The sequence below is a fragment of the Acinetobacter sp. AOR41_HL genome (assembly GCF_027854645.1).
In the GTDB taxonomy this organism is placed as follows: domain Bacteria; phylum Pseudomonadota; class Gammaproteobacteria; order Pseudomonadales; family Moraxellaceae; genus Acinetobacter; species Acinetobacter nosocomialis.
The window spans coordinates 38,101-49,727 of the sequence record NZ_JAKTHZ010000011.1 but is presented as its reverse complement, the minus strand read 5'-3'; the positions used below and the strand labels follow the sequence as shown (position 1 = coordinate 49,727).

Genomic DNA, 11,627 nt, shown 5'->3' with positions numbered 1-11,627 from the left:
AGGTGAATAAGTTGTTTAAACAAACCCTGACAGCAAGTGTTTTGTCTACTATGATTGCTGGTACAGCTTTTGCTGCACCTTCAGAAGCACCACCTGATTTTATTAAGCGTGTTGCTGATGGTTTGATTGCTCGTTTAAAAACAGATCATGCCAAGTTGCAAAACAACCCTGCTTTAGTTAAATCAATCATACGTCAAAATTTAGATCCGTATGTTGACTCACAAGCGTTCACTCGTATTGTGATGGGTACTTATGCGACAAATCAGTATAGTACGGCTGCACAGCGTGCTCAGTTTGAAACAAACTTCCGTAATACATTAATTGAGAATTACGGTAGTGCATTTGCTAAGTATACAAACCAGACTTACACCATGCGTCCTTATAAAGCGACAGCAGGCAAAAACCCTGTTGTAACTTTAGACTTCAACCACAATGGCGATAAAATTCCTGTGTCGTTCCAGTTGGCTGACAAAGGTTCGCAGTGGAAAATCCGTAACATCAATGTTTCTGGTATTGATTTAGGATTACAGTTCCGCAACCAGTTTGCTGCAACTGTTAAGCGTAATGGTGGCGATTTAAATAAAGCAATTGCTACGTTCCAACCTGATGCAGATGCTGCTGTTAATCAGAACAAACAAAAATAAGTAGGTGAAGAGTGGTTCAGTATCTTAACCAAGAGTTAGTTGTTTCAGGCAAAATCGATTTTGAAAATGCTGAACAACAATATCAAGCTGGATTGGCAATTATTAAAAAGCAGACTAGCTTTCCTCTAATTGTTGATTTAAAACAGCTTGAGCATGGTAATACGTTAGCATTGGCGGTGTTAGTTCAATGGTTACGTCAGACGCCACAGAAGTCTGGATTACATTTTAAAAATGTTCCAGAGAAGATGCTGAAAATCATTCAAGCTTGCCATTTGCAAGAAGATCTACATTTGGTCTGATTATGCAAAGATAAAAAAAGCACCTAAATTTAGGTGCTTTTTTTATCTAAAGGATTAGTGAATATGGACAGGCTTTAAATCCACTTTTTCCAGCGGAAATAAATGATAGGGCCAATAAAAAAGCCAATAATGATTAATAAGACTGCGATAAAACTACTTTTACCATGAGCAAAAGGCAATACTTCAGTGTTCATACCATAGATACTCGCGATCAGCATTGGTGGCGCTAACATACTTGGTAAAATCGAGAATCGACGAATCGTATCGTTTTGCTCAGTGTTAATGAACCCAGACGTTGTATCAAGCAAGAATCGTACTTTTTGGAATAAGAAAGCATCATGTTCTACAAGTGAACGAACGTCTTCACTGAGCTCTCGGATATCTGCATCGTAGATATGACTGCCTAAGGCACGTGGACGAGATAAAAACGTTAAGACTCTTCGTAAATCAATTAAACACAGTTGAGCTTTTCCAAGCATATCTTCTTGTTGAGCCAAGCGGGTAATCATGTCATCAAGGTCTAAAATCTTCTCACGTTGATGGTTGTTGAGCACCTCAGTAGAGTATTTTTCTAGATCCTTGTGGATATCTTCTAAGATATCCGCAAGCTCATCCAGTTTTGCTTCAAGCAAGCCCAATAAAATCCAAGTTGGATCTTTGTAATCCATTTCATAGTCATTACGACGAGCTCGCGCACGAAATGCACGAAATGCAACTAGCTTCTCACCACGCAAAGTAAATAAGCGATCTTTATGTAAAATGAATGCTACGGTTTGCACCATGGCAAGCATATGGGATGAATCTTCCGCATCTCCATCAACCTGATAATTTTTATTTTTCGTTAAAAAATAGGTGCTGATATGCAAAATGCCGTCATCATCACGGTAGAATCGAGCAGAAGATGAAATGTCTTCTAACGACTTTAGTGTAGGTAAGTTCTGATTGTAAGCATCTAAGACCCATTGTTGTTCTTCTTGAGAGGGTGCAATAAGATCAAGCCATACTAATTCGGGATGTAGATCAAATCCACCATTGATGGTGGCATCTTCCAGACTTCCGCGTTCTGTGGCATAAAAGGCTTCAAGCATGTGTCTTTTTTCCTTACGCAGTCTGATGGAAATTGATGGGTGTATTTTAGACAAGGATTTGCCGAAAAACACTTGCCAATACGCTATTTTGCAAAAAAAAACTCTGTCGATAGTCTAGTTTGTCAGCATGACAGTTCAATAAAACGGTTTTTATACTATGAATTCAATTTGTATTTTCTGTGGTTCATCTCTTGGTTCAAACCCAATCTTTCAACAAATTGCTCAATTAACCGGTGAAGCTATTGCTAAACAAGGTAAAACACTCGTTTATGGCGGTGGCCGTTCTGGTTTAATGGGTGTTGTTGCTGATAGTGCTTTGCAAGCCGGCGGGCAGGTCATTGGGGTAATTCCTCGTGCTTTAGTTGATCGCGAGTTAGCTCATCCTGGACTGACAAAATTATATGTCGTCGAAAATATGCATGAGCGTAAAACCAAAATGGCAGATCTGTCGGACGGTTTTATTGCTTTACCAGGTGGGGCAGGTACATTGGAAGAAATCTTTGAACAATGGACATGGGCACAATTAGGTATTCATCAAAAGCCGTGTGCTTTTCTAAATGTAGCTGGCTTTTATGAAGATTTGCTTAAAATGATTCAAGGCACTGTAGATAATGGATTTAGCCAAGCACGGTTTGTTGATAAATTGATTGCCTCAGACAAAATTGAAGATATTCTTCAACAATTTGAGCAATATCAGGCTCCTGCTCCGAAATGGACAAATGCCGACGTTCAACCATAAATGAGGTTAAATAGGTGAAAACTATTACGGTCGCCGCTGCGGTGATCTTAAATGAACAAAATGAATTATTGCTTGTTAGAAAGCGTAATACACAAGCTTTTATGCAGGTAGGCGGTAAACTGGAGCCGAATGAGGCTCCGGAAACTGCTATACAGCGTGAAATCTTGGAAGAAATAAGCAGCCCGTGTGTAATAGAGCAGTTTATAGGGCGTTTTGAGACAGCAGCTGCCAATGAACCGGATCATACGCTTATTAGCCATTTATATTTGGTTCGATTAAAACAATCTCCACAAATTGCAGCTGAAATTGCTGAAATGAAGTGGGTGAAATTTAATGATTCCGAGACAAAACTCGCACCATTAACCAAAGAAATTGTAATTCCGTGGTGTGAGCAGAACTTATCTATAACTCTATAATTTTAATATGATGTAGATGAAGCAGCAGCTAGGCAACTGGCATGAATAGATGTACACCCTAGCTGTTTTAGCGCCTGACTTAAAGCGTGAATTGAACTTCCTGTTGTGATTACATCATCAATAATCAGTACACGACGATAACGCCGTTTTTCTTGAGTGAGCGCAACAAATTGCTGTTCAATATTTTCAAATCTTTCGAGTCGAGATAATCCCTTTTGAGAATGCTCATTTAAGCGTTGTACAGGCTGCCAAACTGGTATTTTTAATTGCTTACTCAAAAGATTGGCGAGTAATAAGGATTGATTAAAACCACGTTCAGTTAAACGTTGTTTAGAAATAGGCATGGGTACAACCGCTTGTACCTTAGGAAATTTTAATTGCTGTAAAACTTCAGCGAGTAAGGTTTGGTAATGTAATTTTTGTTCATATTTAAACTGCTGAATAATCCGGTTAATTGGATAGGCGTAGTGACAGGCCACAAGAACAGACTGATCATTGCGCTGAATGGTTTGCTTAAGCCACGGTAGCTGTTCCCAGCATTCTTTACAAAGAGAATATTTTTCTCGTGTTCCTATTTCGCAAAGTAGGCAAGGGGACAGCAACTGAAAAAGATACTGTGGGTTTAAAAACTTAAACATATGCGTATCGAGGAGCTTCGGGAAGCCAGCGCTTCAATAAGGCATCAGCTTGCTCAGGGTAATCTTTTAGAACTTGTTGTGCAACGTAGTGTGCTTGACTCAATAAATGATCATCTCGCTCTAAACGTGCGACACGGAAACCCATATCACCTGTTTGTTTTGTTCCTAATAACTCACCCGGGCCTCTTAGCTCAAGATCTTTTTCAGCAATAACAAAGCCATCATTACTTTCTCTTAAAATTGAAAGCCTTTCTTGCCCATTTTGTGAAAGTGGTGGTTTATAGAGAAGAACACAAAAACTGGCTTTTGCACCTCGTCCTACACGCCCTCGTAATTGGTGTAGCTGTGAAAGCCCTAATCGTTCAGCATTCTCAATGACCATAATTGACGCATTGGGAACATCTACTCCAACCTCAATAACAGTTGTGGCAATTAGCAGTTGTAGTTCATTGTTTTTAAATGCTTGCATGACAGCCTGTTTTTCATCGGCTTTCATTTTGCCATGAACCAAACCAATATTAAGTTCAGGAAAGCGCTCTTTCATTTCTTGATAGGTGGCTTCGGCGGCTTGAGCATCTAAAGTTTCGGACTGTTCAACCAGAGTACATACCCAGTAGGCCTGTTTGCCTTCTCGGCAGTTTGAAGCAATTCGATGCAGTACTTCTTCACGACGATCTAGCGGAATCGTGACGGTCTGAATTGGAGTTCGGCCTGGGGGTAATTCATCAATAATCGATGTATCTAAATCGCCATAAGCACTCATTGCCAGTGTTCTAGGAATTGGCGTTGCAGTCATAACCAGTTGATGTGGGGTGAGCTGTTCGGCGCCTTTATTGCGTAAGGCTAATCGCTGATCGACCCCGAATCGGTGCTGTTCATCAATAATCACGAGTCCTAGTTTTGCAAACTCAACGTTATCTTGAAATAAGGCATGGGTGCCCACGATCAGTTCAGCATGGCCTTCTTTAATTTGTTGCTCAGCGTGTGCCCGCGCTTTCCCTTTTTGTTTACCCGACAACCAAGCTACCGTAATACCTAAAGGTTCAAACCAGCGTTTAAAATTTAAATAATGCTGCTCTGCTAAAATTTCGGTAGGTGCCATTAAAGCAACTTGCCAATCTGCTTCCAATGCGTGACATGCTGCAACCGCTGCAACTAAAGTTTTTCCAGCCCCTACATCACCTTGTACCAAACGTAGCATAGGTTGATTTTGTTTTAAGTCGTTTAAAATTTCTTTTGATACACGTTTTTGTGCGTTGGTCATTTGAAAAGGTAAAGCTTCTAGCAGTTTTTTTGCAAGTACTTTACTACTCGGAAAAGCAGGTGAAGCAATTTGGCGAATATAAGCACGTCGAGTGAGAAGACTAATTTGATGTGCGACCAGCTCTTCAAAAATAAGACGTTGCTGCGCAGGATGAGAGCCTTGAGCCAATTGGATCATATTGGCATCAACTGGTGGCTCATGAATGTAATGTAAAGCTTCTTTGAGTGCGTATCCATTTGTATATTGTTTAGGAAGCAGCTCAGGTAGAGCATCACTATGATGCTTCAACGCTTGTTTAACATATTCACGTAACTTAGGTTGCGTTAAACCATCAGTACTTGGGTAAATTGCCGTGAGCTGCGTTTTGGGTAGAGGCGTATGCTCATTAATGAGCTGAATTTCTGGATGATAAAGCTCAAGTCCTCGTGCACCTACGCGAACTTCACCAAAAATACGTAAACGGTTACCAAGTTTTATTTTGTCGGTTAAATTTTTATAAATATGATAAAAGCGTAAAGTCACCTTACCAAATTCATCTTGTATTAATGCGGCCATAGATTTACGTTTACCTGGAGGGAAATCAACAGATTTGACTTCACCCTCGAGTAAATAACTACGACCAACCACCAATTGATTCATAGGAATAATGGTACTGCGATCTTCATAATCACGGGGCAGATGAAACAGTAAATCATCTGTGGTAAAAATATTTAGTTTTTCGAGTAGGGCTGCTGAAGCCGATCCAACGCCTTGTAACTGATGGACTGAAGTCATGTCCCCTCAACGAGTTCTCTATGCATATATTATTTATCGGTTATGGTAAAACATCTCAGCGTGTTGCTAAACAACTATTTGAGACAGGACATCAAATTACCACAATCAGCCGTAGCGAAAAAACAGATCCTTACGGGAAACACCTCGTACAGGATATTTTTACACTTGATTTAAGTGAAATTGCGCCTGTAGATGTAGTGTATATTTTACTTTCTCCAGACGATAGTACAGTTCAAGGTTATCAACATACTTACGTGGATAGTATTGAACCTATTCGTCAAGCGTTAAAATCACATCCGGTCAAAAGACTCATTGTTGTGTCATCTACACGTGTATATGGTGAAAACTCTGGTGAAACTATTAATGATGATAGTGAGATTCACCCGAATGATGCTCAAGGACATATCCTGCATAATATGGAATTGCTTTGGCAGAAATACTTTCCAGCTCAGTGCGTGATTGTACGTCCTACAGGGATTTATGGTACTTCGATTGACCGATTAAAACGCATGGCTGAAAACACACAGTCCTATCCAAATATTCACTATAGTAATCGTATTCATATCGATGATTTAGCAAGATTTTTAGCATTTTTAGCCGATTTTGAAAAACCGCATAAGAGTTATCTTGTTGCAAATAATGCCCCTGTACCTTTACATGAGGTTTTACTGTGGTTCCAAAGTCAGTTGGATTTACCACTTCTTACTTTAGATTCAGCTCATGTTTCAGGTAAAAAAATATATGCGAAACATTTATTTGAAACAGGTTTTCAGCTTGAACACCCAATTTGCTTTAATGACTATTTATTATATTTAAATGCTCATGGTACAAATTAAAATTTAGACTAAACTTTAAATAACAATAGAAATACCAGAAGAGGCAATCAAATTGCCGATAAAGAAAAAAGGTTGCAAGTGAAGAAATTTTGTTTAGCTCTTATTTTGAGCGTAATGTCAGTTGCGAGTTGGGCTCAAGATCAGGTGTGGTGTACATATGATCCTATGGGTACTCAAGGGGATATAACGCGTCGTTTAAACGACATTCGATTATATGCTCAGCAATATCAAGTCAAGTTCAAGGTCGTCAGTTATCAAAAAGAGCAGCAAGCTATACAAGCTTTTGATGAAGGGAAATGTTCGGGTCTAGCAGCCAGTAACTTTAATACTTATCAGTACAATCATTTTATGGGGAGTAGTTCGGGTATTGGTCTTATACCTAATAACCGAACCGCTCGAAATTTATTGCAGCTTTTAAATCACCCTACAATTGAGAAAAAACTCATTAATCAAGACTATGAAGTGGTCGGTATGATTCCAGTAGGAACAGCTTACATGGTCATGAAAAACAAAAAAATATCAAAAGTTGCACAGCTTAGAGGCCAGCGAGTCGGAGTCTTGGCTAATAATCCGCCACAGCAGGCTTTGGTGAGAAGTGTAGGGGCGCAGCCAGTCTATGTTGATTTATCCAATGCAATTGCCCAGTTCCAGCAAAATAAAATCGATATTATGCCTGCACCGATTTATGGTCTTTTACCTTATAACTTACAGAAAGATTTCGGGCCAGACACTCAAGTGATTAATTTTCCATTGGCTTATTTCGGGGTAAATCTAATTATTAAACCTCAAGCTTATCCTGCCAATTTTGGACGAAAAATTCGGGCTTGGTTTGTGCGAAATAGTCAATTACTAACGAATAGAGCAATGCAGTGGGAAAATCATTTACCTGCCTATTATTGGGTAGATGTTTCTTTTTACGAAAAGCAGAGCTATGACATTATGGTGGCCAAAATACGGAATCAATATGTTCGCTCTGGATATTATGATGCATACTTTGTTGAGCTAATGAAACGCTTACGTTGTATCGATGATCCACGTTACTTTGAATGTTCTATGCGTCGATAAAATAAAAGGCAACCTGAGTTGCCTTTTATTTTGACTAAAAATTTAAGATTTCTTACGTTTTAAACGGCGTTTAGCTTGTTGAGAAGCCATTGCTTCAAGGGCTTCTTTTAACTCTTCATCAGTAAAGGTGGTGATGTGTTGCAACATCTGTAACGTTACTTCATCAAGTACTAACTGTGCGCCTGCTGCCATTTGACGGAAATTATCATCAAACTCGATTTGGCCTTGGTCATTCGTTCGAATGTAATTTTGTTGAGTTAAGACTTTGATAAAGCTTTGGAACAATGCTTTGTCAAAGAACTCTGGAGAATTAAACTCGTAAAGTACAGACAAACGTTGGCCTAACAAATGACTTAGCTCTTCAACTTGTTTTGTTGAAATATTGCCTGAACCACGCTGTGTGATTAAAGCTAACGTCATGTAATAACGCTCAAGACTTTGTTTAACAGGTGTTGCCAATACAACAAGCTGATTGTGCTCTTCAGTATTTGGTGCAGAGCTAATCAAGTTACCTTCATCATCTTGCTCAATAAGTTTTGATTGAACCAATGCATCTGCATATTGTTCAATCTGTTCTTTAAGTTCACTACTTTTCCATTTAAGGAATAGTTCAGCTTTTAAGAACGGGTAAAGTGTATAGATGACATTACTTAAATCAGTACGACTGATTTTTCCGTTATGCTCAACAAGAGATGCAACCAATGAAGGTAAAACGAAAGCATGCAAAATGTTATTACGGAAATAAGTGAGGAGAACGGCTTGGTTATCTTCAATCGCAATAATGTCACCAAGAGCATGCTGTACACGCTTAATGAGTTTAAGTTTTAAGCCGTAAGCAATAATTTCCTTACCAGATAAAGGCGTTACTTCTGTACGTGCATCATAAGGGAAATTTGATGCCAAATTGCGATAAGCTTCAAGCTGTTTAATACAGATTTCTTCATCAAGCGTATGCTTTGGTGTTGCAAGTAAAATAATTGAAAGTAAAGAAACCGGGTTAATCACTACCGCACGGTTAATATTCTCTAAAATTGCATTTGCAGAGCTATTCACTGCTTCTGAAACAGCGGGTGGTACTGGGTCGTCATTCTTTTCAATGTAGACATTTTCTGCATTGTGCTGTTTAAGCAAGTCGTCTAGAAAAACAGGTTCACCAAAGTTAACGTGTACCTTACCGAAAATGCGTTCAATTTTTCGAAGTGTTTTTAAAATACCAAAAATAGACTCAGCTTCTTTTGGCTTACCTTGCATTTCGCCTACATAGGTCGAACCTTCCATAAGACGTTCATAACCAATATAAGTTGGTACAAATACAATTGGCTTGGCACGGCCACGTAAATGGCTATGAACGGTCATTGCAAGCATGCCAGTTTTCGGTGGTAATAAACGACCTGTACGTGAACGTCCACCTTCAATAAAGTATTCAAGTGGTGTGTTGCGAGAAAGAATACTATATAAATATTCTTTAAATACCGAAGTATAAAGGCCATTACCACGGAAAGAGCGGCGAATAAAGAAGGCACCGCCACCACGTAAAAGCTGACCAACGAAAGGTAAGTTTAAGTTGTCACCCGCAGCAATATACGGAACCATCAAACCACGTTTATAGATCACATAAGACAGTAATAAGTAGTCAATATGGCTACGGTGACATGGTGTGTAAACAATTTCATAGTCTTTTGCGAGTTCACGAACAGTGCTGAAGTTATGAACTTCTACCCCGTCATAAAGCTGAGTCCATAAGCGTGTTAATGCTAAATCTGCAAAACGAACTGCTGAGTGAGAATAGTCAGATACGATTTCGTTGACATAACCAATCGCACGGCGCTCTGCTTCAAGCATGCTGATTTTGCCACGAATACTTTCGCGTCGAATAGCTTCTTGAACATCACGAGACTTTAATACCGACTGCATGACATTGCGGCGATCTGATAAGTCAGGGCCTAAAACAACTTCACGTTGGCGGTCAAGGTAGTCATTTAAAGTACTCACAATATAAGTCGCTGGTGAAAGGTTCGGATAATGCTGTTGAGCATATTCAACGAGGTCACGCAAAGACTGTGGTTCATGGAACTCTAAATAAGATTGACGACCATGTAAACCAATATTCACAAGCTGTTTAACGGTACTTGGTGTTGCCCATGTATCTGAGAATAACAACTTAAACCAAGAGTCTTCTTTATCTGGAGAGCGGCCCCATAAAACGGTTACTGGAACCAGTTCTATATCGAGCTCAGGATTTGCTTGTAAAACTTCAATCAGTTTAATTAAACGAGGTGGAAAAGCATGAGGAGGGGGATTTAATAGGTTATTTTCATCATTATGTTGTAAAAATAAAACTGATGCTTTTTCCTGATGAGAACCTATGACTAACGGATCTAATGCAGGTTTTAAATTTAAACGGCGAGTTTCCCCATCCACCACTAACGCATTACTGCGAGAATGATTTTGCAAGACGTAGCATACTACCTTTTGGTGCTCAGTCTTTGCTTCAGTTTCCGATGTTTCTGATACTGGTTCAGTAGGAACTTCCCCAAGAACATGTGGTGTTACCACGAGGTCAAGTAGCTTACTTGAAAGCCGACGATACATTTGACCAAACCCACTCTTGGACATAAGAACTCCTACTTCTTAAAGACAAATCCCAGCACCAAATGCAGAGGGTAATTATTTTGAGGCATTTATTAAAAAAAACAATATGCTACTTTCTTATAAATTATAATGCTTTTGGCATTTTTTATCGTTAAAAATCGTATTTTTAGCTGCTTTAAGGGCAATGTTCGTCAGAAGTTGACTGATTGTTCCATGTACAAATAGTTTTTTATGGCACAATAGATTCTACACATCTGTCCTTTAATACCAATTTTGCCTGCAATATGAAGGTATCTCTCATGAATGCGTTAACCCAAGAACTGGTTGAGCTGCTCACTTTAGAAAAGCTTGAAGAAAATATTTACCGTGGAATTAGCCGTAATTTGGTCGGTAAACGTGTTTTTGGAGGTCAGGTTTTAGGGCAGGCTTTACGTGCAGCTTCTTATACAACTGACCGTCCCGCGCATTCTATGCACGCTTACTTTTTATATGGTGGTGATATTAATGCTCCAATCATTTATGAAGTAGATCGTTTGCGTGATGGAAAAAGCTTTGTCAGTCGTCAGGTTCGGGCAGTCCAACATGGACGAGTGATTTTCTCTGCAATGGTATCTTTCGCCAATCCTGAAGAAGGCTTGAACTACCAACACTCAGAACCAGAATATCCAGCTCCTGAGACCTTAAAGTCGGAAAATGAACTGAAAGAAGGTATTCTTAATTTTGTACCGGAAAATGTTCGTGCAAGTTTCATGCGTGAACGTCATGTTGAAATACGTCCGATTGATCCAGTCAATCCATTTCAACCACAACCGGAAGCGCCATATAATGCGCACTATATCCGTACCCATGACCGTATTCCAAAACAACTCGATGATATCGCTTTACATCAAGCAATTGTGGCGTTTTATTCGGACTTTACTTTGATGACTACGGCTTTAAGACCACATGGTCTAAGCTATATTTCTCCAAGTTTGCAGTGTGCCAGTATTGATCATGCCATTTATTTCCATCGCCCACTTCGCGCTGATGAATGGATGCTCTATGACATGGAAGCAACAGTTAGTGCAGCTTCTCGTGGTTTGAATTTTGGTCGTATGTGGCAAAATGGCCAACTTGTATGTAGTACGGTACAAGAGGGTTTAATTCGTTTGCGGGAAATTGAAACGCAATAAACTTATTTATAAAGCCATCTCATAAGATGGCTTTTTTATTTTAATTGAAAGGATGTGACAAAAAATTGCTCGAATGAAAAGCAAGCTCATGTCATATTTG

The 11,627-nt window shown here is 39.3% G+C and carries 11 protein-coding genes; 7 read left to right on the top strand and 4 right to left on the bottom strand.

Annotated features, from left to right (window positions below; all coding sequences use genetic code 11):
- The first annotated feature begins 2 nt into the window (after positions 1 to 2).
- Positions 3 to 644, top strand: a complete 642-nt coding sequence (locus MKL35_RS03120; protein WP_002049753.1) for an MlaC/ttg2D family ABC transporter substrate-binding protein — start codon at positions 3 to 5, stop codon at positions 642 to 644.
- Between the two features lie 11 nt (positions 645 to 655).
- Complete coding sequence (locus MKL35_RS03115) at positions 656 to 943, top strand: STAS domain-containing protein (RefSeq protein ID WP_000250997.1); 288 nt, start codon at positions 656 to 658, stop codon at positions 941 to 943.
- 74 nt (positions 944 to 1,017) lie between these two features.
- Here MKL35_RS03115 and MKL35_RS03110 read toward each other — a convergent pair whose 3' ends face one another.
- Positions 1,018 to 2,031, bottom strand: coding sequence for a CorA family divalent cation transporter (locus MKL35_RS03110; protein ID WP_032011497.1), 1,014 nt, complete (start codon positions 2,029 to 2,031; stop codon positions 1,018 to 1,020).
- A gap of 157 nt (positions 2,032 to 2,188) precedes the next feature.
- On the opposite strand from MKL35_RS03110, the gene MKL35_RS03105 reads away from it, so the two are divergent.
- Both MKL35_RS03105 and MKL35_RS03100 read left to right on the top strand, forming a co-directional pair.
- Complete coding sequence (locus tag MKL35_RS03105; protein ID WP_001084310.1) at positions 2,189 to 2,770, top strand: TIGR00730 family Rossman fold protein; 582 nt, start codon at positions 2,189 to 2,191, stop codon at positions 2,768 to 2,770.
- A gap of 14 nt (positions 2,771 to 2,784) precedes the next feature.
- Positions 2,785 to 3,186: an NUDIX hydrolase gene (locus tag MKL35_RS03100; RefSeq protein WP_032011498.1), complete on the top strand. Its 402-nt coding sequence runs from the start codon at positions 2,785 to 2,787 to the stop codon at positions 3,184 to 3,186.
- A 2-nt stretch (positions 3,187 to 3,188) separates the two neighbouring features.
- Here the strand turns inward: MKL35_RS03100 and MKL35_RS03095 are convergent, their stop codons facing one another.
- Positions 3,189 to 3,824: a ComF family protein gene (locus tag MKL35_RS03095; RefSeq protein WP_032011499.1), complete on the bottom strand. Its 636-nt coding sequence runs from the start codon at positions 3,822 to 3,824 to the stop codon at positions 3,189 to 3,191.
- Positions 3,817 to 5,862: an ATP-dependent DNA helicase RecG gene (gene recG, locus MKL35_RS03090; RefSeq protein WP_032011501.1), complete on the bottom strand. Its 2,046-nt coding sequence runs from the start codon at positions 5,860 to 5,862 to the stop codon at positions 3,817 to 3,819. Before recG ends, MKL35_RS03095 begins: the two co-directional genes overlap by 8 nt.
- Before the next feature lie 20 nt (positions 5,863 to 5,882).
- On the opposite strand from recG, the gene MKL35_RS03085 reads away from it, so the two are divergent.
- Positions 5,883 to 6,698: an NAD(P)H-binding protein gene (locus tag MKL35_RS03085; RefSeq protein WP_032011502.1), complete on the top strand. Its 816-nt coding sequence runs from the start codon at positions 5,883 to 5,885 to the stop codon at positions 6,696 to 6,698.
- Between the two features lie 78 nt (positions 6,699 to 6,776).
- On the top strand, positions 6,777 to 7,763 hold the full coding sequence (gene adeT2 / locus MKL35_RS03080; protein ID WP_032011503.1) for a putative multidrug efflux protein AdeT2: 987 nt from the start codon (positions 6,777 to 6,779) through the stop codon (positions 7,761 to 7,763).
- 42 nt (positions 7,764 to 7,805) lie between these two features.
- Here the strand turns inward: adeT2 and plsB are convergent, their stop codons facing one another.
- Entirely contained in the window at positions 7,806 to 10,379 is a 2,574-nt protein-coding gene (gene plsB / locus MKL35_RS03075; protein WP_032011504.1) for a glycerol-3-phosphate 1-O-acyltransferase PlsB, read from the bottom strand.
- A 275-nt stretch (positions 10,380 to 10,654) separates the two neighbouring features.
- Here plsB and MKL35_RS03070 point away from each other — a divergent pair, with 275 nt between their 5' ends.
- Positions 10,655 to 11,527, top strand: coding sequence for an acyl-CoA thioesterase (locus tag MKL35_RS03070; RefSeq protein ID WP_002049736.1), 873 nt, complete (start codon positions 10,655 to 10,657; stop codon positions 11,525 to 11,527).
- Positions 11,528 to 11,627: the final 100 nt, after the last annotated feature.

Bases quoted from the DNA above. Each gene is read 5' to 3' on its own strand.
- MKL35_RS03110 (WP_032011497.1), bottom strand. From the start codon at position 2,031: ATGCTTGAAGCCTTTTATGCCACAGAACGCGGAAGTCTGGAAGATGCC.
- MKL35_RS03105 (WP_001084310.1), top strand. From the start codon at position 2,189: ATGAATTCAATTTGTATTTTCTGTGGTTCATCTCTTGGTTCAAACCCA.
- MKL35_RS03095 (WP_032011499.1), bottom strand. From the start codon at position 3,824: ATGTTTAAGTTTTTAAACCCACAGTATCTTTTTCAGTTGCTGTCCCCT.
- recG (WP_032011501.1), bottom strand. From the start codon at position 5,862: ATGACTTCAGTCCATCAGTTACAAGGCGTTGGATCGGCTTCAGCAGCC.
- MKL35_RS03085 (WP_032011502.1), top strand. From the start codon at position 5,883: ATGCATATATTATTTATCGGTTATGGTAAAACATCTCAGCGTGTTGCT.
- plsB (WP_032011504.1), bottom strand. From the start codon at position 10,379: ATGTCCAAGAGTGGGTTTGGTCAAATGTATCGTCGGCTTTCAAGTAAG.
- MKL35_RS03070 (WP_002049736.1), top strand. From the start codon at position 10,655: ATGAATGCGTTAACCCAAGAACTGGTTGAGCTGCTCACTTTAGAAAAG.